The 18,960-nt window shown below is 54.1% G+C and carries 25 protein-coding genes; 15 read left to right on the top strand and 10 right to left on the bottom strand.

Translation table 11 applies throughout. From position 1 onward, the window contains the following. Positions 1 to 56: 56 nt before the first annotated feature. Both MWU61_RS06785 and MWU61_RS06780 read right to left on the bottom strand, forming a co-directional pair. Positions 57 to 551 (bottom strand): hypothetical protein, encoded by a 495-nt coding sequence (locus MWU61_RS06785; protein ID WP_247127532.1) that lies wholly within the window; start codon positions 549 to 551, stop codon positions 57 to 59. Positions 552 to 553: 2 nt separating this feature from the next. Then, a complete protein-coding gene (locus tag MWU61_RS06780) occupies positions 554 to 745 on the bottom strand; it encodes a hypothetical protein (protein ID WP_247127531.1) in 192 nt (63 codons plus the stop codon). A 104-nt stretch (positions 746 to 849) separates the two neighbouring features. On the opposite strand from MWU61_RS06780, the gene MWU61_RS06775 reads away from it, so the two are divergent. After that, entirely contained in the window at positions 850 to 1,113 is a 264-nt protein-coding gene (locus MWU61_RS06775) for a hypothetical protein (RefSeq protein ID WP_247127530.1), read from the top strand. Between the two features lie 66 nt (positions 1,114 to 1,179). On the opposite strand, the gene MWU61_RS06770 is transcribed toward MWU61_RS06775, so the two are convergent. From MWU61_RS06770 to mdh, 4 genes are all read right to left on the bottom strand, one after another. Next, positions 1,180 to 1,386: a hypothetical protein gene (locus MWU61_RS06770; RefSeq protein ID WP_247127529.1), complete on the bottom strand. Its 207-nt coding sequence runs from the start codon at positions 1,384 to 1,386 to the stop codon at positions 1,180 to 1,182. 155 nt (positions 1,387 to 1,541) lie between these two features. Continuing rightward, positions 1,542 to 1,745, bottom strand: coding sequence for a hypothetical protein (locus MWU61_RS06765; protein WP_247127528.1), 204 nt, complete (start codon positions 1,743 to 1,745; stop codon positions 1,542 to 1,544). Positions 1,746 to 1,860: 115 nt separating this feature from the next. Beyond that, positions 1,861 to 3,054, bottom strand: coding sequence for an ADP-forming succinate--CoA ligase subunit beta (sucC, locus tag MWU61_RS06760; protein ID WP_247127527.1), 1,194 nt, complete (start codon positions 3,052 to 3,054; stop codon positions 1,861 to 1,863). 226 nt (positions 3,055 to 3,280) lie between these two features. Beyond that, positions 3,281 to 4,243: a malate dehydrogenase gene (gene mdh / locus MWU61_RS06755; protein WP_247127526.1), complete on the bottom strand. Its 963-nt coding sequence runs from the start codon at positions 4,241 to 4,243 to the stop codon at positions 3,281 to 3,283. Between the two features lie 99 nt (positions 4,244 to 4,342). Between mdh and MWU61_RS06750 the strand changes: the two genes are divergently transcribed. After that, entirely contained in the window at positions 4,343 to 5,089 is a 747-nt protein-coding gene (locus MWU61_RS06750) for a sulfite exporter TauE/SafE family protein (protein WP_247127525.1), read from the top strand. Here the strand turns inward: MWU61_RS06750 and MWU61_RS06745 are convergent. Beyond that, complete coding sequence (locus MWU61_RS06745; protein ID WP_247127524.1) at positions 5,086 to 5,397, bottom strand: hypothetical protein; 312 nt, start codon at positions 5,395 to 5,397, stop codon at positions 5,086 to 5,088. The genes MWU61_RS06750 and MWU61_RS06745 overlap by 4 nt on opposite strands. A gap of 204 nt (positions 5,398 to 5,601) precedes the next feature. On the opposite strand from MWU61_RS06745, the gene MWU61_RS06740 reads away from it, so the two are divergent. From MWU61_RS06740 to MWU61_RS06690, 11 genes are all read left to right on the top strand, one after another. Beyond that, complete coding sequence (locus tag MWU61_RS06740; RefSeq protein ID WP_247127523.1) at positions 5,602 to 6,444, top strand: CoA ester lyase; 843 nt, start codon at positions 5,602 to 5,604, stop codon at positions 6,442 to 6,444. Continuing rightward, positions 6,441 to 6,986 carry an NnrU family protein gene (locus MWU61_RS06735; RefSeq protein ID WP_247127522.1) on the top strand — a complete coding sequence of 182 codons (546 nt, stop codon included), beginning with the start codon at positions 6,441 to 6,443 and terminating at the stop codon, positions 6,984 to 6,986. Before MWU61_RS06740 ends, MWU61_RS06735 begins: the two co-directional genes overlap by 4 nt. Before the next feature lie 3 nt (positions 6,987 to 6,989). Next, positions 6,990 to 7,193: a DUF1737 domain-containing protein gene (locus tag MWU61_RS06730; RefSeq protein ID WP_247127521.1), complete on the top strand. Its 204-nt coding sequence runs from the start codon at positions 6,990 to 6,992 to the stop codon at positions 7,191 to 7,193. After that, entirely contained in the window at positions 7,193 to 8,221 is a 1,029-nt protein-coding gene (locus tag MWU61_RS06725; RefSeq protein WP_247127520.1) for a MaoC family dehydratase, read from the top strand. Before MWU61_RS06730 ends, MWU61_RS06725 begins: the two co-directional genes overlap by 1 nt. A 219-nt stretch (positions 8,222 to 8,440) precedes the next feature. Further along, the gene (gene sdhC, locus MWU61_RS06720) at positions 8,441 to 8,824 is read left to right on the top strand and encodes a succinate dehydrogenase, cytochrome b556 subunit (RefSeq protein WP_247127519.1); all 384 of its coding nucleotides are present in this window, start codon (positions 8,441 to 8,443) and stop codon (positions 8,822 to 8,824) included. A 12-nt stretch (positions 8,825 to 8,836) separates the two neighbouring features. Beyond that, a complete protein-coding gene (gene sdhD, locus MWU61_RS06715; RefSeq protein WP_247127518.1) occupies positions 8,837 to 9,208 on the top strand; it encodes a succinate dehydrogenase, hydrophobic membrane anchor protein in 372 nt (123 codons plus the stop codon). 18 nt (positions 9,209 to 9,226) lie between these two features. After that, positions 9,227 to 11,032 (top strand): succinate dehydrogenase flavoprotein subunit, encoded by a 1,806-nt coding sequence (gene sdhA / locus MWU61_RS06710; protein WP_247127517.1) that lies wholly within the window; start codon positions 9,227 to 9,229, stop codon positions 11,030 to 11,032. 155 nt (positions 11,033 to 11,187) lie between these two features. Further along, complete coding sequence (locus MWU61_RS06705) at positions 11,188 to 11,613, top strand: hypothetical protein (protein WP_247127516.1); 426 nt, start codon at positions 11,188 to 11,190, stop codon at positions 11,611 to 11,613. Then, a complete protein-coding gene (locus tag MWU61_RS06700; protein ID WP_247127515.1) occupies positions 11,610 to 11,903 on the top strand; it encodes a hypothetical protein in 294 nt (97 codons plus the stop codon). Before MWU61_RS06705 ends, MWU61_RS06700 begins: the two co-directional genes overlap by 4 nt. A gap of 32 nt (positions 11,904 to 11,935) precedes the next feature. After that, positions 11,936 to 12,715, top strand: coding sequence for a succinate dehydrogenase iron-sulfur subunit (locus MWU61_RS06695; protein ID WP_247127514.1), 780 nt, complete (start codon positions 11,936 to 11,938; stop codon positions 12,713 to 12,715). Positions 12,716 to 12,819: 104 nt separating this feature from the next. Further along, positions 12,820 to 13,668 (top strand): DUF1989 domain-containing protein, encoded by an 849-nt coding sequence (locus tag MWU61_RS06690; RefSeq protein WP_247127513.1) that lies wholly within the window; start codon positions 12,820 to 12,822, stop codon positions 13,666 to 13,668. On the opposite strand, the gene MWU61_RS06685 is transcribed toward MWU61_RS06690, so the two are convergent. From MWU61_RS06685 to MWU61_RS06675, 3 genes are all read right to left on the bottom strand, one after another. Continuing rightward, entirely contained in the window at positions 13,665 to 14,249 is a 585-nt protein-coding gene (locus MWU61_RS06685) for a hypothetical protein (RefSeq protein WP_247127512.1), read from the bottom strand. The two genes, MWU61_RS06690 and MWU61_RS06685, sit on opposite strands and share 4 nt — an antisense overlap. A 226-nt stretch (positions 14,250 to 14,475) precedes the next feature. Then, positions 14,476 to 14,811, bottom strand: coding sequence for an H-NS histone family protein (locus MWU61_RS06680; protein WP_247127511.1), 336 nt, complete (start codon positions 14,809 to 14,811; stop codon positions 14,476 to 14,478). 94 nt (positions 14,812 to 14,905) lie between these two features. Then, complete coding sequence (locus tag MWU61_RS06675; protein WP_247127510.1) at positions 14,906 to 16,873, bottom strand: protein meaA; 1,968 nt, start codon at positions 16,871 to 16,873, stop codon at positions 14,906 to 14,908. 157 nt (positions 16,874 to 17,030) lie between these two features. On the opposite strand from MWU61_RS06675, the gene MWU61_RS06670 reads away from it, so the two are divergent. Then, complete coding sequence (locus tag MWU61_RS06670) at positions 17,031 to 18,383, top strand: 1-acyl-sn-glycerol-3-phosphate acyltransferase (protein WP_247127509.1); 1,353 nt, start codon at positions 17,031 to 17,033, stop codon at positions 18,381 to 18,383. Positions 18,384 to 18,475: 92 nt separating this feature from the next. Continuing rightward, positions 18,476 to 18,841: a hypothetical protein gene (locus tag MWU61_RS06665; protein WP_247127508.1), complete on the top strand. Its 366-nt coding sequence runs from the start codon at positions 18,476 to 18,478 to the stop codon at positions 18,839 to 18,841. The last annotated feature ends 119 nt before the right edge of the window (positions 18,842 to 18,960 follow it).

Here is an 18,960-nt window from a genome sequence, read left to right as displayed (position 1 = left end):
GCCCTCCGAATTGTTATGTCGTCATCGATATTGCCCCGTTTCCGGCGCAGGTTTGGTTAGCGGCTGACCGTCAAGGAGACGGTCAATTGATCCTGATCTTGTGTGAGAATTGCGTCGTAGTAGGTGTCGTCAGATGCCCAGTTCCAATTGAAACCAGAGCTGATCATTTCTTCGTTGGGGCGTTCGTCCGCGTTCAGTTCTGCAAACAACGCACCAAGGGCGCCGTGCATCTGAACGGGATCAGTCGTGTGTGCGCTGACGGGCAGGGTCATCGTGCAGGATGCGTCTATCGGGTTGCCGTCAACTGTAATCGTCAACGCAGCATCGGCCGACGTCACAGTCAGATCAGCGTCGCCGTCAATTGTGGCATACCCAAGGGATGCGGCCATGTCTTCAGTGTGGCGTTCCAGTAAAGCGGGTTGTGACGCGACGCAGGCGGTATGGAACACCGTCTTCAATTCGTCGGCTGTCCATGGTGCGTTTGCGAGGTCCTGCGCGAAAGCAGTGCTCGACAATCCCATCAACAAAGTGATTGAAAATGTGCGCACCATCATCATTCTCCCGGTGCCAATGCGATGGCCACAGCAGTGCCACGCAAAGGTGCATCGCCGACGTCAGGGGAATAGGGGGCTTGGTCTTGGGGGGATGAACGAACTGGTAGTTCGACGAGTTCGGGGCTGGAACATGCGAAAAGGCCACAGGCCATGAAGCCTGTCGCCAACAGTTTAATCGGTGTGCCCCGCATGTTTCACCCTTCTGGTTCGTCCCTCGCCGCGGTTTGCGGCAAAGGGGCCCGAACCTTATCGAAAGGTAACCGGGCTCTCTGTTTGTGGACCGCAACGCACAGGCATGCCTGCAACTGCGACCGAATATTGTGCGCTAACGCCGGTCAAACCTGGGCAAACATTTTGTGTGCTTGGCTTGTCGAAGTTTGCTGTTTCTGTGCCTGACCCGACGCATGCGGTCAAAGTTAGAGCTGAAAGAACAAGAATTGATTGCTTGATCATGATTACATCCACCATTCGTTTCGATTTTGTCTTAAAATTGAAATGGTGGGGCGATGTAGCCAAACTTTGGCCCAATTCTGGTTTTTTCTTGTCCTTTCGTTTTTAGTCGTGCTGCCTAAGCTGCTTTTTGGTGGTTGTTCCGGCGCTATTGGCGCGCCGGAACGTTGTGTATTTAGCGGAAAGTCACTGGCGAAGCGGACTGCGGACCGCACCGTACAGGCATGCCTGCAACGGATTGGGAATACTGCGCGCTGATTCCGGTCAATCCCGGGCAGCCATTCAAACTGCCTGTGTAGTTCCGGGATACATCCGCCCTATCGACATCCATACAAGCAGTTGTTGCGGCGAGGGTAAGCAGTGCGAGCATTGGCTTTAACATGACAATCTTCCTTTGAAGTCGTAGTCCAGTGGCACAGTATTGTGCCTTGAAAACAGAACTACGGTTCAAAAGTTGACGAGATGTTGCAGTCTCAATTCAGTTAAAATCCACTCCTATTCAGTTTGATTGAAGGTCTAAAAGACAGACTTTTAAACTTATTGAACGATTGGCTGTGTTTGTGGTCCGCAGCGCACTGGATCAGCTTCTGTACCAACCACGAGAGCTTGCTCCTGAGGTGATCCTTCTGTGCAGTTCAGTGTGCCGGTTTCAAGGATTGTATCGCCAATCCGGCTCGCGCCAAATCCTGCGTCACAGGCAGCAAGAGCGGTAAGCATGGTGAATATGCAAATGTACTTCATCGTAAGACTTCCCAAGTCGTGCGGTTTAGGGTCCCGCATCTGATCATATTTTGACACCGTCGTGTCACATCAGGCCCCACCCTGATCACCGCTCTGGATCTTGCCTGATCCTGCCTCAGCCCTTGACGGCAGACACGATTTTTTGCGCCCCGTCTTTCAGGTCGTCAGCCGCAATTACATCAACGTCTGAATTGTTGATGATCGCTTTGCCTTCTTCCACGTTTGTCCCTTCAAGACGGACAACCAGTGGCACTTTCAAGCCAACTTCTTTCACCGCGGCGACAACGCCTTCGGCGATCACATCACAGCGCATGATGCCACCGAAGATGTTCACAAGGATGCCTTTGACGTTTGGATCTGATGTGATGATCTTAAACGCTTCGGTTACTTTTTCTTTTGTCGCGCCGCCACCAACGTCCAGGAAGTTGGCAGGTTCAGCACCGTAGAGTTTGATGATGTCCATGGTGGCCATCGCAAGACCCGCACCGTTCACCATGCACCCAATTTCACCGTCAAGCGCGATGTAGTTCAGGTCGTATTTAGAAGCGGCCAATTCTTTTGGATCCTCTTCCGTTTCGTCGCGCAGGGCGGCGATGTCTTGGTGGCGATAAACAGCGTTGCCGTCGAAGGATACCTTAGCGTCCAGCACCTTCAGGTCGCCCTTATCAGTGACGATCAGTGGGTTGATCTCAAGCATTTCCATGTCTTTTTCGACGAATGCTTTGTAAAGGATGCCCATCAGGCCAACACATTGTTTGACCTGCTGACCAGTCAGACCCAGCGCAAACGCGACGCGACGGCCGTGGTAGGCTTGGTATCCGGTTGCAGGATCAACTGTGAAGTTCAGGATCTTTTCAGGTGTGTTTTCGGCAACTTCTTCGATGTCCATGCCGCCTTCGGTCGATACAACAAAACCAATGCGGGATGTTTGACGATCGACGAGCAGGGCAAGGTACATTTCTGTTTCGATGCCAGAGCCGTCTTCGATATAGATGCGGTTCACTTGCTTACCGGCAGGGCCAGTCTGGTGCGTGACCAATGTACGGCCGAGCATCTTTTTGGCTTCTTCTGCAGCCTCCGTCGCAGATTTCGTCAGGCGTACACCGCCTTTGTCGCCAGCGTCGGCTTCTTTAAACGAACCCTTGCCGCGGCCACCTGCGTGGATTTGTGCCTTAACAACCCAAAGTGGGCCATCCAGTTCGCCAGCGGCTGTTTTGGCATCTTCGGCTTTCAAAACCGGACGACCGTCACTGACGGGGGCGCCAAAAGATTTCAGCAGGGCTTTGGCTTGGTATTCGTGGATGTTCATGTCTGTCCCTCGGTTGGGGTGAGTTTCCCCGACTGAAACACAAGATTGTTTAATAAAAAACTGCCAAAATCGTGATAGCGCTAAAAAAGCGACATTTGTGATCACAGTCATTTTACGTGTGATCACAAATTTACAAGGGATGAATGCAAAGCGATTCGGTTTGGTCTAAGTCCAAAAAAAAAGGCGCCCGCGAAGGGGCGCCTTTCGAATTTGCCGTGCCGGTCACTTAGGACAGTGAATCGTCGATGCCTTTACAAGCGTCGACCAGACCTTTGACGGCATCGACGGATTTGTCGAACATCGCCTGTTCTTCTTTGTTCATTTTGATTTCGACAACGCGTTCGATACCACCGGCACCGATCACGGTTGGAACACCAACATATGTGCCGTTCAAGCCATATGCGCCGTCAACATGCGCCGCACATGGCAGCAGGCGTTTCTGGTCTTTCAGGTATGCTTCGGCCATCTCGATACCGGATGTCGCAGGCGCGTAGAACGCGGACCCTGTTTTCAACAGGCCAACGATTTCGGCACCGCCGTCGCGTGTCCGCTGTACGATTGCGTCCAGTTTGTCCTGTGTGGTCCAGCCCATGTCGACCAGATCAGGCAAAGGAATACCCGCAACTGTGGAATAGCGTGTCAGTGGGACCATCGTGTCGCCGTGGCCGCCCAGAACGAACGCAGTCACGTCACGCATGGAAACGTTGAATTCTTCGGCAAGGAAGTGACGGAACCGTGCGGAATCAAGCACGCCGGCCATGCCGCAAACCATGTTGTGGGGCAGGCCGGAAAATTCGCGCAGCGCCCAAACCATCGCGTCCAGCGGGTTTGTGATGCAGATAACGAAGGCGTTTGGCGCGTGGGCTGCGATGCCTTCGCCAACGGATTTCATGACCTTCAGGTTGATGCCCAGCAGATCATCACGGGACATGCCCGGCTTGCGTGCAACACCGGCTGTCACGATGCAGACGTCCGCGCCCGCGATGTCAGCGTAGTCGTTGGACCCTTTGAAAGACCCGTCGAACTTGCCCGCAGGGCCAGATTCGGAAATGTCGAGCGCTTTACCTTGTGGTGCGCCTTCGGCGATGTCGAACAGGACGACGTCGCCCAATTCTTTCACTGCGGCAAGGTGCGCGAGCGTCCCGCCGATTTGTCCAGCGCCGATAAGGGCAATTTTAGGTCTAGCCATGAGAGGTATCCTCTGAGGTGTGAATTTGGCGAGATGCCTAGTCTTTTGCGCGGCGCGGTGCAAGTGTGCGGCGGTGCAGCAATCCAAAGCAGGTGTCACATGGATGGGTTAACATTTTGGTTCATGGCCACTTTTGCCGCTTTTTGCGTCGGGTTGGGAAAAGGCGGTGTGCCGGTTATTACGGCCATGGCCGTGCCGCTTATGTCCCTTGTTATGTCGCCGATTCTTGCCGCGGGTTTGTTGCTGCCGGTCTTTATCGCGGCGGACATGGGCGGGCTTTATGCCTACCGCCGGATGTTTCATCCGCGTGTCCTGAAAATAATGATGGTTGCGATGCCAATCGGCGTTCTGATCGGCTGGGCGACATCCGCTTATGTGTCCGAAGGCGTGGTTACAATCCTGATTGGGCTCATCGGCGCGTCGTTTGCGTTGAACATGATTCTGCGCAAACCGATCACATCAGAACCGGTGGAGCCACGATGGAAACCAGGTTTGTTCTGGGGTACGATTACGGGTTTTACTAGCTTTGTCAGCCATTCAGGATCAACGCCTTATCAGGTCTACGCGCTGCCATTGGGTATGGATAAAATCACATACGCGGGCACCGTGACCGTGGCGTTTGCCTACATCAATATTGTGAAACTGATCCCTTATTATGCGTTGGGTCAGCTATCGCTCGATAACCTAAAGATGGCATTCGGTCTTATGATCCCTGCCATTATCGGGGTGTTTGTCGGTTTCCGACTGGTCAAGGTGATGCCCGAAAAGCTGTTCTTCCGGATCATCATCTGGGCGTTGTTGTTTCTTTCGATCAAGCTGATCTGGGATGGCTTCACGCGGATTTAGGCGTCGTTGCCGTCGATAATCAGTTCGGGTGTTTCAAGCTGAAACGATTCACCTGCTGCAACAAGGCACGTCGGACCACCGGGTTGGGTCACGGTGATTGTCCAACTGCCAGTTTCAGCAGAAGCGTAGACCTCTACGACCGTGTTGTTCGCCCCAAGCCCCATAGCTTGGCGACCTTCGCCGTAGAGCGTTTCAAGCCGTGATACGACAGCTGCGTGGTCCGCGCATGCGGGGGCTGAATGGGCTTGCGCGGTGGCTAAAATCATGGCGCCGATGCCAAATGAGAGCAGGTAGAAATGACGTTTCATGGTATTCACCTTGTATGCTGGGAGGGGGACGCAAACCCTGCGTCCGGCAATGATGAAGTATTGAGATAACTATGACCGGAAAGGGTTAATTCTCCGTGACGGTGCACTGCGCAACAGTTTTTGCTGCGGTGCGGCGCATTTCGGGTTGAATGATTGTGTGGTTTGCGGTCATGTTTGCGCAACATTATTGCGAAGGAAGATTCGATGGAAACCCGCCCAGCCCGTTCTGCCCTCTATATTCCCGGATCAAAGGATCGCGCTTTGGACAAAGCGCGGGGCCTGCCTGTTGATATCATTCTCTTCGATCTCGAAGATGCGGTGGCGCCTGATGCGAAGGTGGGCGCGCGCGAAACACTAACCAACGCCTTGGCTGCGGGTGGGTACGGGCCGCGTCAAAAGATTGTCAGGATCAATGGGCTAGATACGCAGTGGGGTGCTGACGATGCAGCCGCTGTCGCAAACATGGATTGTGATGCTGTGCTGCTACCTAAGGTCGATAGCCCTGCGGATCTGGATGCCTTGGCTGCGCTTATTCCGGACCTGCCAATTTGGGCAATGATGGAAACACCGCTGGGTATCCTGAACGCACAAAGCATCGCGGCACATCCGCGCCTTGCGGGCTTTGTTATGGGGACAAACGATCTTGCGAAAGACCTGAATGCGCGCACCCGTCCGGCCATGATGACGGCGCTGCAGCATTGTCTGCTTGCGGCGCGTGCAAATCGAATCACTGCGCTTGATGGAGTCTATAACGCGTTCAAAGACGACGATGGCTTAGCGATCGAATGCGCCGAAGGGCGCGACATGGGCTTTGACGGCAAAACGCTGATCCATCCGGCGCAGGTCGCGATCTGTAACGCCGCATTTGGTCCGTCAGAGGATGAAATCGCATTGGCCGAACGTCAGATCGCCGCTTTCGAGACCGCAGAGGCCGAAGGGCAGGGGGTCGCCGTTGTCGACGGAAAGATCGTCGAGAACTTGCATGTTGTGACCGCACGGGCGACGCTGGCGAAAGCCGCAGCAATCGCCACGTTGGAAAATTCATGATCTATATTCTTGCCGGCCTGATCCTTTGGTCAGGTGTTCACTTCTGGAAACGCATTGCCCCGAAAGAGCGGGCCAAATTTGGCGATAAGGGCAAAGGCATTGTCGCCTTGGGGTCTGTCGCGGGCATCGTTTTGATGGTGATCGGATATAAGGTCGCCGATGGCACCCTTTATTGGGGCCGCAGTCCGGCAATGACGGGCATCAACAATCTGCTTATGCTCTTCGCCTTTTACCTATTTGCGGCGTCCGGCGCGAAAACCCGCGTCACCAGGGCGATCAGGCATCCGCAATTGACCGCCGTTGTGGTCTGGTCTGTGGCGCATATCCTCGTGAACGGGGATAGCCCGTCGTTCCTGTTGTTTGGGGGCATGGCCGCTTGGGCAATTGCCGAAATGCTTGTGATCAACCGCGCAGAAGGACAGCGCGGACCGTATCACGAAGTGCCGATCAAGAAAGAAATCACCGCCGTCATCGCCACAGTGGTCGTCTTCTTGGTTGTCGCGACCATTCATATTCTACTTGGCTACAACCCGTTTGGATAAGACATGAAAATTTACCGCCTGCTCACCGAAGACGACAGTTCCGAATTTTGTCACAAAGTATCACTGGCCCTGTCCAAAGGATGGGAACTGTATGGTGACCCGACCTATGCTTATGACCATGCCAACGGCGTCATGCGCTGCGGACAGGCAGTGACCAAAGATGTCGATGCGCCTTACAGCCCAGATATGAAGTTAGGTCAGCAATAATGGCACCCAAGACGAACGCAGGCCGCTTTTTCGAAGATTATGCCGTTGGTGATGTGATCACACACGCGGTGCCACGCACCATCAAGATGGGTGAAAGGGCGCTGTACCACGCGCTTTACCCTGCGCGGCATGCGTTGCATTCGTCTGATAAGTTCGCGCAAGACTGCGGGCTGCCGTTCAGCCCGCTAGATGATCTGATCACGTTTCATACGGTTTTTGGGAAAACTGTCCCTGACGTATCCCTGAATGCGGTCGCGAATTTGGGTTATGCCGAGGGACGCTGGCACACATCCTTGTGGCCCGGCGATACTGTGACAGCCACGTCAGAGGTCATCGGGATCAAGCAGAACTCTAACGGGAAATCCGGCGTTGTTTGGGTGCGCACCGAAGGGCGGAATCAGCATGACGAACTGCTGCTGTCCTATGTGCGTTGGGTCATGGTGCGCAAGCGGGGCGAAGGTGAAGCGCCCGCGGCGGTCATCCCGGAGCTTACAAAAGTTGTTGATCCTGCGGATTTGATCATCCCCAAGGGCCTTGATTTTACGGGGTATAACTATGCCTTGGCGGGCGAGCCACATAAGCTAAGCGACTATGAAGTCGGCGAAATTATTGACCACGTGGATGGCGTCACGATTGAAGAAGCCGAACACATGATGGCGACGCGGTTGTGGCAAAATACGGCGAAAGTGCATTTCGACGCGACATTCCGCCCTGATGGACAACGGTTGATGTATGGCGGGCATGTGATCTCGTTGGCGCGTGCGCTGTCGTTTAACGGGCTGGCGAATGCGCAGATGATCGTGGCGCTAAACGGTGGTGCACATGCGAACCCTTGTTTTGCAGGCGACACTGTGCGGGCTTGGTCCGAAGTGCTTGATACTGCCGAAACATCTGAACCAGGCGTGGGTGCAATCCGGTTGCGGCTTGTTGCGACGAAAGGAGCAGCGGGAGAATTGAAGGGGGAGGATGGCAAATATCTGCCTGACGTCCTGCTAGATCTGGATTATTGGGCGCTGATGCCGGTGTGACGTTTGGTGACGCGCGCTTTCAGCGACGCCCCACCCACCGTCCCATTTTGTGATCACACATTTTGCCGCTGTGATCACAAGATCGAAAAAAGTCACCGCATGGGACAATTATTCACAGTTTCTTTGGATACCTCTGCGTGACTCCGCGCTAAGATTCTTGCTAGAACACCTCAAAGCCTGCGCGCAGTCCGCCTGCGCTAGCCACAAAAGGGAACAGCCATGGCCGATGTGAACCGGGGTAATCGCCCTCTGTCACCGCATTTGACGATTTATCGTCCGCAAATGACTTCTATGACCTCTATCTTCGTCCGCTTGACCGGCAATGCCGTCATCGTCGCGGCGTTGATGATCACATGGTGGTTCGTTGCCGCCGCAGCAGGGCCAGAGGCCTTCGCGACCGCCAACGGTTTCGTCACCAGCTGGTTTGGCGATCTGGTCTTGTTCCTGTCCACATGGGCGATCTGGTATCACACATTTGGCGGCATCCGTCACCTGATCTGGGACATGGGGTACGGCCTTGAGGTCGAAAAGTCCGAAACCATGGGCATCTTGATGATCATCGGCTCTGTCCTGATGACCATCTTCTGCGCCGTCGTATTGTAAGGGATCACTGACATGGCATTTGTAACTGATCGTAAACGCGTCGTCGGCATGGGCTCTGCCAAAACAGGCACAGACCACCACTGGAAAATGATGGTGTCCTCTGTGGCGCTTGTGGTGCTGATCCCGCTCTTTATCTTCACCTTTGGCGCGACCTTGGGGTCGTCCTACGAGGAAGTCGTGGCCTACTACGCCCGTCCCGTGCCTGCCGCGATTGCAGCGCTGACGTTTGTGGTTAGCTTTTTCCACTTCCGCAAAGGTGTTCAAACCCTGATCGAAGACTACGTCCATGGTATCGCCCGCAAGGCGCTGATCATTGCGATGATTTGTCTGTCTTATGGTGCCGCAGCGCTTGGCGTGATCGCCATCCTGCGCCTTGCCCTTTAATTCTGCCGGAGATTTTTGATGGCTGCTTACGAATATGAAACCCATTACTATGACGCGATTGTGGTTGGTGCCGGTGGTGCTGGTCTGCGCGCGACATTGGGTCTTGCTGAACAGGGTCTTAAGACGGCCTGTATTTCCAAAGTCTTCCCAACGCGGTCGCACACTGTTGCGGCACAGGGCGGTATCGCGGCGTCGCTGGGCAACATGGGCCCCGATAGCTGGCAGTGGCACATGTATGACACTGTGAAAGGGTCTGACTGGCTGGGCGATACGGATGCGATGGAATATCTCGCCCGTGAAGCCCCGAAGGCTGTTTACGAGTTGGAGCATTACGGTGTGCCGTTTTCGCGCACGGAAAAGGGCGAGATTTACCAGCGTCCATTTGGTGGCCACACAACCGAATTTGGTGAAGGCCCGCCTGTGCAACGGACCTGTGCGGCTGCTGACCGGACTGGTCACGCGATCCTGCACACGTTGTATGGTCAGTCATTGAAGCAACAGGCTGAGTTCTACATCGAATATTTCGCGATGGACCTGATCATGTCCGAAGACGGCGTCTGCCAAGGCGTCATCGCATGGAAACTTGACGACGGCACGATGCATGTCTTCAACGCAAAAACCGTTGTTCTGGCGACTGGTGGTTATGGCCGTGCGTATTTCTCAGCCACATCTGCCCACACCTGCACAGGTGACGGCGGCGGTATGGTGGCCCGTCAGGGTCTGCCATTGCAGGATATGGAATTTGTTCAGTTCCACCCAACTGGGATTTATGGCGCTGGCTGTTTGATCACCGAAGGTGCGCGCGGCGAGGGTGGTTATTTGACCAACTCTGAAGGCGAACGCTTTATGGAGCGTTACGCACCGACATATAAAGACCTCGCATCGCGTGATGTTGTGTCCCGCTGTATGACGATGGAAATCCGCGAAGGTCGCGGTGTTGGCGCAGATGGTGACCATATCCACCTGCACCTGAACCACCTGCCGAAAGAAACACTGGATCTGCGTCTGCCGGGTATTTCGGAAAGCGCACGCATCTTTGCCGGCGTTGATCTGACCAAAGAACCGATCCCTGTTCTGCCGACTGTTCACTATAACATGGGCGGTATTCCAACGAACTACATGGGCGAGGTGCTGAACCCGACTGCCGATGATCCCGACCGCATTGTGCCGGGCTTGATGGCTGTTGGTGAAGCGGGCTGTGCATCTGTGCATGGTGCGAACCGTCTTGGGTCCAACTCTTTGATTGACCTTGTGGTCTTTGGCCGTGCTGCCGCGATCCGCGCTGGTGAAGTTGTTGATCCGAATTCTGCCAACCCGACGCTGAACCAAGCGTCCGTGGATTACGCATTCGATCGTTTCGATGGGCTGCGCCACGCGAAAGGCGAAACATCCACCGCTGAACTGCGGCTTGAGATGCAAAAAGCGATGCAAAAAGACGCGGCTGTGTTCCGGACAGACAAAACGCTGGCCGAAGGTGTGACCGCGATGGAAGGGATCGCAGGTAAGATGGACGACATCAAAGTGACCGACCGGTCGCTGGTGTGGAACTCTGACTTGATGGAAACGCTTGAGCTGACAAACCTGATGCCAAACGCATTGGCGACGATTGTGGCTGCTGAAGCACGTAAGGAAAGTCGCGGGGCGCATGCCCACGAGGATTACCCTGATCGTGACGACAAGAACTGGCGTGTTCATTCATTGGCGGTTGTCGATGGGGCGAAAACCACACTGACAACACGTCCCGTGCACCTTGATCCGCTGACAAACCACGACGAAGGCGGGATCGACCTTAAGAAAATCGCACCAAAAGCACGGGTATATTAATACCCGCGCACGCGGCGCGTGTTTCACGTGATCAGGTAAAGGATTGTTCGTTTTAATGATGTGTAAGGTTGGCCTCCAACTTGACCCAAAGGCGGTATTGCCACAGGAATGGTGTAGTTTTTTTATTACCACACCATATCTGGGGGGATAGCGTGATGGGCGTTACACAAATTGGAACAGTTAGTGCTGTATGTGCTGCGTTGATATTGCCGGGGTGTTCGGTGGCGAACATGCGAGGCGCACCGGCGCAAACACGGGCCGAATGCCATTCTGACTGGCTAAGAGAACGTCAATCGAACCAGACGGGCACCGTCCAAGAGGCCGTTGATTTTGAAGAGCTGATGCTGCGGTTCTTGTATAGCTTCGCAGCGTTCACGACGGCCCCTGGTGTTGCTGACGCGCGGTATCGGTCATGTTTGGAACGGTTGGGTGTCACGAACGTTGATGCGTATTCGGCGCAAAATAGGGAATTGGGCCAGACTGGCCCACGTCTGGAACCACTGCCGCCGCGCAGACCTGCACATTGCCCACCGGGCGCGTCGGTTCTGTATGGCGGTGCGGGGTATTGTGTCGGTAGATGAAGTTTCGGTTGTCCATCATATCGATCGCTTTGCTTGCAGGATGCGCATTGCCACCGCCCGATCCGGCGCTTGTCGCGGATCAGTGTGAACAACGGGCGCGCGATGCCCAAGGACCGACTGGTGACGTAACAGTTGGTTTTAATAACCGTTCCGGCGGTTTTGCAGATGCAAGCGTAGGGGTCACGTCTGATTTCCTGCGTGGATTGGACCCGATTGCGGTCTACGAAAGATGTGTGTTTCAGCGCACGGGTGAATTGCCGATCCGGCCACCTGTTCTGCGCAATAGATAAAAGACTGGGCCTGCCCCAGAAGGAGAGAAGACATGGTACAACTGACACTCCCTAAGAACAGCCGCATGGTGACTGGCAAGACTTGGCCAAAACCTGAAGGTGCGACGAACCTGCGCAAAGTGCAGATTTATCGTTGGAACGAAGAAGACGGCAAAAACCCGTCTTTGGACACGTATTTCGTGGATATGGACACATGCGGTCCAATGGTTCTGGACGCGCTAATCAAGATCAAGAACGAGATTGACCCGACGCTGACGTTCCGCCGGTCCTGCCGCGAAGGCATTTGCGGATCTTGTGCGATGAACATCGACGGGATCAACACGCTGGCCTGTATCTACGGTATGGATGACGTTGAAGGCGACGTGAAGATTTACCCGCTGCCACACATGCCTGTGATCAAGGATTTGATCCCTGATCTGACGCACTTCTATGCACAGCACGCATCTATCATGCCGTGGCTGGATACGAAGACAAACCGCCCTGCGAAGGAATGGAAGCAGTCTGTTGAAGACCGCGAAAAACTGGATGGACTGTATGAATGCGTGATGTGCGCATGTTGTTCAACGTCCTGCCCATCCTACTGGTGGAACGGCGATCGGTATCTTGGACCAGCAGCGCTGTTGCATGCCTACCGCTGGATCATCGACAGCCGTGACGAAGCAACTGGCGAACGTCTGGACGAATTGGAAGATCCGTTCAAACTCTACCGTTGCCACACGATCATGAACTGCGCAAAGACCTGCCCGAAGGGTCTGAACCCAGCCAAAGCGATTGCGAGCATCAAAGGCATGATGGTTGAACGCGTCGTTTAATTCATTCGAAATAGTCTTAAAGGGCCCGCCAGTTTGGTGGGCCTTTTTTGTTTGTGGGATCATCTGCGATTGCTAACGTTCGCGGAGTACGATTGATTGGCCACATGACACATACCCCACCATCTGATGCCTACGCGCGTCGCGCCATCAAACCTGTGATTTGCTATCCTGTAGACGCGCTGGCACCTGCGCCGCTGGCCGGTTATCAGGCGGCCTTCAACGGGGCGTCGGTTATCGCGACCGAAACAGCAGCTCCGCGTGACGCCGCAGCAATTCGTGTGCCCGCAGGACATATGTTGCGGATCACGAGCGTGAATGGACCGCAGGTGGGTGATCTGAATCTATTCAACGCCAATGACCTGAATGAACGGTTTTATTCAGGGAAAACACGTGCCTTGCACGGCACACATGTCAGCACGGGTGACCGGCTCTGGTCCAGTTTCCCACAGCTGCGGCCGATGGCCACCGTGATCAATGACACGCTCGATTGGTACGGCATCGATGATTTCGGCGGGTCCGTGCACGATGTTATCGGGACGCGTTGCGATCCTTATACCGGTAACCTGCTGAACGGGACGCAGTATCACCATTGCTGCCATTCCAATCTGACGCGTGCCTTGGCGGATGCGACTGGGATGTCTCTGCGTGACGCGGAACCCTTTGTGCACGATGTTCTCAACGTCTTCATGTGCACGGGGTTCACGCGCGATACGGGGCAATATTTTATGAAGGCCAGTCCCGTGCGGCCAGGTGACCACCTTGATCTATTCGCGGAAATTGATCTGCTTGCCGTGCTTAGCGCGTGTCCGGGTGGTGATTGCAGCGCTGAACATTCGTCAGACACGGCAGCGTGCTATCCGTTGCAAATGGATGTGATCGCGCCGCTGGACGGGGCGCTATCGCAATGGAGGTCACCCGAACAGAACGGATATGATCGCAGCCACGGACGTTAAGGCGCGGGGTAGCTGACAAATCCGCCGGACATCAAATGGGTCTCATCCGCCCCGTGAAAGGCACCGAATGCGCGATCTTCGCCGATCTCGCCCAGCAACGTTCCAGCGACGCCGAGCACGGTGACATGACCTTCTAAAACGTTGTCATCCTTGATCTGGGCATCGACGGTTAGAACCTGATCGGTGCCACTAAAACTAAAGGTCGACAGGTCAGCATCTAATGTGATCGTTCCGCGCAAAAGAGAATTGCGGCCACGAACAAAATTGTCGGTAATCGTTATATCTTCAATAAACGCGACGGCATAGGGACCAGTGAACGTCGCGTTTCCAGTTAGGTCGGATTGAATCGGCTGGTCGGGGATAATGCCGGCAAAGGCGCGCAATCCGACGCCTTCTTCGCGGCCGGCAATCAATGAAACGGTGTCATCCAAAACGGTTGACTGTGTTTCGACTAAAGCGACGGGGAATTGACCATTTGGGGCAGGTGTTTCGAAACCGCCTGATGCGCCTTTTTGGGCGGCGGGGCCGCATGACGACGCAATGAAAACTGTCGTAAGAACTGGCCATCTGGCAAAACGCATAACGAGATCAATCTTACATACATGAATTACACAAACATGGGCCAGTATGACGAAGACGCATAGTGATCCGCCCGACCCCGCGATGAACCGTGGCGCGAAGATGCGTTTTTTTGTTCGCAAGCTCAAGCCATGCTGTGATCTAATCGCAAAAGGTGCAGAGATCGCAAAAGAAAAGGGTGGCTCGCAAGCCACCCTATCAGAAAAATACTCGGAATATTGTCGAGACTTAAATTTCCATAGCTTCAGGCGCAGTGCCTGATGAAACGGCTTCTTTGTACCAAACAGGCTGACGCCCTTTGCCGGTCCATGTCTGAGATTTATCAGACGGGTTCGCGTACTTTGCAGGTGCCTTCGTTTTTGGCCCCGCTGCTTTACGTGCTTTTTTCACAGGTGCATCACCCGTAATGTCAGCAAGCGTATAGCCGTGCTTGGCCGCAAGTTTTGCGGCTTCGTCCCGAACCGCTTTCAGTTCTTTGTCACCAATACGCGCAAGCGCTTTGTCCACGTCTTTTTGGAGCTTTTCGAGCTCCTTACGAGACATACCCTTTAGGTTAATTTTCATCGGTAGCTCCGTTAGAAATTCATGCATAAATCGCCCCGACTCCCGTGGGGTTTACACATGTCTTTCCGCCATACACGAAAAATACGTCTGTTGTCTATTCCGCTGCAATTTTGCGTGGGTCGACCAAAGCAACGATATCGAACATGATTTTGTTTAATTCAAAATCCTTCGGTGTGTAGACTCTGGCGACGCCAATTGTTTTCAATTTAAGTGCATCGTCGTCGGGAATAATTCCGCCCGCAATCACTGGAATATGATCCAAGCCAGCAGCTTTTAATTGCGACATGACTTCGGCAATCAATAGCAAATGGGACCCAGATAGGATTGATAGGCCAATAACATGTGCGTCTTCAGATCGGGCCGCTGACACAATGTCTTCGGGTGTCAGGCGGATGCCGTCGTAGGCAATATCCATACCGCAATCGCGGGCACGGGTAGCGATTTGTTCAGCGCCGTTTGAATGGCCGTCAAGTCCAGGTTTTCCAACAAGAAACTTCATCCGACGACCAAGTGCCGCGCTGACCAAGTCGACCTGTTCGCGAATGTCATCTAGCCCTTCGGTCCGGTTTGACGGATTGCTGCTGACGCCCGTAGGTGCACGATATTGGCCGAATACGTCGCGCACGACATCCGCCCATTCGCCCGTTGTGACACCGGCTTTTGCGCAGGCAATTGAAGGGCCCATGATATTCGTGCCGTCAATTGCAGCAGCGCGCAAAGCGGCAAGCGATTGATCAACAGCATTTGCATCACGATCTGATTTCCATTTGGCCAAACGCGCAAGTTGATCCGCTTCGGCTTTTGGATCGGAAACCATAATTGCGTCATCACCAGCGGTCAGCGGGGATGCTTCACCGGCCTGCCATTTATTGACGCCCACAACGGTTGTGTCACCCGTTTCAATTCCACCAATACGGGTTGCATTGGATTCGACGAGGCGGGATTTCATATAACCAATCGCACCTACCGCGCCGCCCATACCGTCAATCTGTTTAAGTTCGGCACGTGCGCCGTCTTTTAGCGCATTCACTTTGCGATCAATTGCAGGATTGCCGTCAAACAGATCATCGTATTCGAGCAAATCTGTCTCATACGCCAAAATCTGCTGCATGCGCAGCGACCATTGTTGATCCCATGGGCGGGGTAGCCCAAGCGCTTCGTTCCACGCAGGCAATTGCACCGCGCGCGCACGGGCGTTCTTGGATAGGGTCACCGCAAGCATTTCGATCAGAATGCGGTAAACGTTATTTTCAGGCTGCTGTTCGGTCAGGCCGAGTGAATTGACCTGCACGCCATAACGGAAACGGCGGAATTTCGGATCTTCGACGCTGTAACGTTCCTGACAAATCTCGTCCCACAGTTCGACAAATGCGCGCATTTTGCAAAGCTCTGTCACAAAACGAATGCCTGCGTTCACGAAAAACGAAATGCGGCCAACCATCGCTGGAAAATGCTCTGCGGGAACTTTGTCTTTCAAATCATCCAAAACGGCGGTTGCGGTCGCCAATGCAAAAGCCAATTCTTCTTCCGGCGTCGCTCCTGCTTCTTGCAAATGATAGGAACAGACATTCATTGGGTTCCATTTCGGCAAATGTTCACGGGTGTAGGCCGCGACATCGGTAATCATCCGCAAGGATGGTTCTGGCGGGCAAATATATGTGCCGCGCGACAGGTATTCCTTGATGATATCATTCTGAACGGTGCCCTGAAGGGCAGACACATCCGCACCCTGTTCTTCGGCGACCGCAATATAGAGCGACAACAACCAAGGGGCGGTCGCATTAATTGTCATGGACGTATTCATCTGTTCAAGCGGGATGTTGTCGAACAACGCGCGCATGTCCCCGAGATGGGAAACAGGAACGCCAACCTTACCGACTTCGCCCTTTGCCAGAATGTGGTCGCTATCGTAACCGGTTTGTGTAGGTAGATCGAAGGCGACAGAAAGACCGGTTTGGCCCTTTGCCAGATTGCCACGATAAAGCGCATTAGACGCCGCCGCAGTCGAATGCCCTGCATAGGTCCGGAACAACCATGGTCTCGTTTTCTGCGTCTGCGACATAAGGCTACTCCGGAATCAGGTCAGGTAATATTGTTTCGCTGTGGGGTTAATATGAGACATTTTGTGGCGCTGTCAATTCGCTGCATTGCGGCATCCCCGTTTTTCTTGAGGAACCGGTGGGATTTACCTAGGCGGCCGCCCGTGGCAATGTCCCGCAATGACGCAACCTGTGACGCTGCCCCTTTGGGCGTTCATTCTGATCGTGCTTTTCGCCGCAGTGACGTTTGCGTCGCATTTCCTGTTTCCATCTGTGCGTTGGTTTTTCCGGCGTAGGGCAGAAAAGCTGATCGCACAGTTGAACACGCGGCTTGAACGTCCGATTGAACCGTTCAAACTGGCGCGACGCTACGACATGATCCAGCGTTTGCTGTACGATCCAGAAATTACCCAAGCCATCGTAGACCACGCCCGCGAAAATAACGTGCCTGAAAACGTGGCCTTTGAAAAAGCACAGCATTATGCCCGCGAAATTGTGCCGTCTTTCTCTGCGACAGTCTATTTTACCTTCGGCATGCGCATCGCCAAATGGCTATCGCGCATGTTGTATCGGGTCCGCCTTGGGTCGTTTGACCGCGACGCGCTGCAGTCTTTGGACAAAGACGCGACGGTGATCTTTGTCATGAACCATCGCAGTAATATGGACTATGTTCTGGTGACTTATCTGGTCAGCAGGGCCTCTGCGTTGTCTTATGCGGTGGGCGAATGGGCGCGGGTTTGGCCGTTGTCCGGCGTGATCCGCATGATGGGGGCATACTTTATCCGCCGCCGGTCACGCACGGCTTTGTACCGTCGTGTTCTTGCAAGATACGTCCAGCTGGCGACCGATGGTGGCGTGACCCAAGCAATGTTCCCCGAAGGCGGGCTAAGCCTAACGGGCGAGGTCGGTAATCCGAAGCTGGGCCTGTTGAACTACATCGTCGAAAGTTTTGAAGACGGGGACCGAGACGTGATTTTCGTTCCTGTGGCCTTAAATTACGATCAAGTTCTCGAAGACCGTTTTCTGATTAAGGCGGGCAAGGGCGGCAATCGCCGCTTTCGGCCGCCGCTATGGACGGTTATCAGCAGCGTTTCGACCTATTTCTGGCGGCGCCTGACGGGGCAATTCAAAGGTTTCGGGACAGCGTCCGTCGCATTTGGCGCACCGCTGACACTGTCAAAATTCGATGTTCAATCGGATTTGACCAGCGAAGTCGCGCAGGAACTGATGTCTCGGATTAGGGCCGTCGTGCCGGTTCTGGCAGCACCTCTTGTGGCGCGGGCCATCGTTGTGGAAGGTGCTACGTCAATTTCCGATCTCGAAGCGTCCGTTGGCAGGATGCTGGACGGATTGAAAGAAAAACGGATGCCGTTGCCGAAACGGAATGTCGCGGCGATCGTGGATGAAACACTTGGGCGGTTTGTGTTGCGCAACTTGCTGGAACGTGATGCTGACGAGGTTCGCGTCAAGGGTGATGGTGCTGATTTGCTTGGCTACTACGCGAATTCGATTAAGCACCATTTCCCGTCCTGAACTGCGTCAGGTACGGGAATCCAGTCTTGCCTGAAACCGGGTTAATGTGCCTAATAACGTATACATTTTATCGTCTTAGAAAGGGCTCATTAATGGCATTTCATTTTAAATCTTTGGTTGCGGCTGGGATCGTGGCGGGCGGTCTTGCCGGGTGTGCAGACGTTTCTTCAGGCGGCGGTGGCAGCCAGGCCGTTATTCTCGCGAACAAAGTCGTCACGGTTAGCAACAACACAGGGCGGACCATTTGGCGGTTCTACGGATCCCCGACAACGACCAACAGCTGGGAAGAAGACATTCTTGGGTCCGAAGTGTTCCCAGCAGGCACGTCGCGCAACATTGATTTTGCAGATGGCCGGACAAGCTGCGGTTACGATATGCGCGCCGAATTCCAAGATGGAACAAGCATCGTGAAGAACAATATCGACGTTTGTACGGTGTCGCTCGTCTCGTTCCCCTAACGTTTCTGCGATGCGGCGGTAATTAAATTACAAAAAATGCGGCCTTGGTGTTGCTTTGTTTCTCTGCCGATCTTATTGCTAGGTCAGACGCCCGATTCTGCGGCGCGGCATTGACACAG

It is taken from the genome of Loktanella sp. F6476L, assembly GCF_023015725.1.
Lineage (GTDB): Bacteria > Pseudomonadota > Alphaproteobacteria > Rhodobacterales > Rhodobacteraceae > Yoonia.
The sequence above is the reverse complement of the archived record's forward strand: the minus strand, read 5'-3'. Positions and strand labels throughout refer to the sequence as shown.

Coding starts and splice junctions, on each gene's coding strand:
- mdh (WP_247127526.1), bottom strand. CDS start 4,243: ATGGCTAGACCTAAAATTGCCCTTATCGGCGCTGGACAAATCGGCGGG.
- MWU61_RS06770 (WP_247127529.1), bottom strand. CDS start 1,386: ATGTTAAAGCCAATGCTCGCACTGCTTACCCTCGCCGCAACAACTGCT.
- MWU61_RS06670 (WP_247127509.1), top strand. CDS start 17,031: ATGACGCAACCTGTGACGCTGCCCCTTTGGGCGTTCATTCTGATCGTG.
- MWU61_RS06705 (WP_247127516.1), top strand. CDS start 11,188: ATGGGCGTTACACAAATTGGAACAGTTAGTGCTGTATGTGCTGCGTTG.
- sdhD (WP_247127518.1), top strand. CDS start 8,837: ATGGCATTTGTAACTGATCGTAAACGCGTCGTCGGCATGGGCTCTGCC.
- MWU61_RS06675 (WP_247127510.1), bottom strand. CDS start 16,873: ATGTCGCAGACGCAGAAAACGAGACCATGGTTGTTCCGGACCTATGCA.
- sdhC (WP_247127519.1), top strand. CDS start 8,441: ATGGCCGATGTGAACCGGGGTAATCGCCCTCTGTCACCGCATTTGACG.
- MWU61_RS06785 (WP_247127532.1), bottom strand. CDS start 551: ATGGTGCGCACATTTTCAATCACTTTGTTGATGGGATTGTCGAGCACT.
- sdhA (WP_247127517.1), top strand. CDS start 9,227: ATGGCTGCTTACGAATATGAAACCCATTACTATGACGCGATTGTGGTT.
- sucC (WP_247127527.1), bottom strand. CDS start 3,054: ATGAACATCCACGAATACCAAGCCAAAGCCCTGCTGAAATCTTTTGGC.
- MWU61_RS06750 (WP_247127525.1), top strand. CDS start 4,343: ATGGATGGGTTAACATTTTGGTTCATGGCCACTTTTGCCGCTTTTTGC.
- MWU61_RS06725 (WP_247127520.1), top strand. CDS start 7,193: ATGGCACCCAAGACGAACGCAGGCCGCTTTTTCGAAGATTATGCCGTT.
- MWU61_RS06740 (WP_247127523.1), top strand. CDS start 5,602: ATGGAAACCCGCCCAGCCCGTTCTGCCCTCTATATTCCCGGATCAAAG.
- MWU61_RS06730 (WP_247127521.1), top strand. CDS start 6,990: ATGAAAATTTACCGCCTGCTCACCGAAGACGACAGTTCCGAATTTTGT.
- MWU61_RS06680 (WP_247127511.1), bottom strand. CDS start 14,811: ATGAAAATTAACCTAAAGGGTATGTCTCGTAAGGAGCTCGAAAAGCTC.
- MWU61_RS06775 (WP_247127530.1), top strand. CDS start 850: ATGCCTGCAACTGCGACCGAATATTGTGCGCTAACGCCGGTCAAACCT.
- MWU61_RS06765 (WP_247127528.1), bottom strand. CDS start 1,745: ATGAAGTACATTTGCATATTCACCATGCTTACCGCTCTTGCTGCCTGT.
- MWU61_RS06690 (WP_247127513.1), top strand. CDS start 12,820: ATGACACATACCCCACCATCTGATGCCTACGCGCGTCGCGCCATCAAA.
- MWU61_RS06780 (WP_247127531.1), bottom strand. CDS start 745: ATGCGGGGCACACCGATTAAACTGTTGGCGACAGGCTTCATGGCCTGT.
- MWU61_RS06735 (WP_247127522.1), top strand. CDS start 6,441: ATGATCTATATTCTTGCCGGCCTGATCCTTTGGTCAGGTGTTCACTTC.
- MWU61_RS06700 (WP_247127515.1), top strand. CDS start 11,610: ATGAAGTTTCGGTTGTCCATCATATCGATCGCTTTGCTTGCAGGATGC.
- MWU61_RS06665 (WP_247127508.1), top strand. CDS start 18,476: ATGGCATTTCATTTTAAATCTTTGGTTGCGGCTGGGATCGTGGCGGGC.
- MWU61_RS06685 (WP_247127512.1), bottom strand. CDS start 14,249: ATGCGTTTTGCCAGATGGCCAGTTCTTACGACAGTTTTCATTGCGTCG.
- MWU61_RS06745 (WP_247127524.1), bottom strand. CDS start 5,397: ATGAAACGTCATTTCTACCTGCTCTCATTTGGCATCGGCGCCATGATT.
- MWU61_RS06695 (WP_247127514.1), top strand. CDS start 11,936: ATGGTACAACTGACACTCCCTAAGAACAGCCGCATGGTGACTGGCAAG.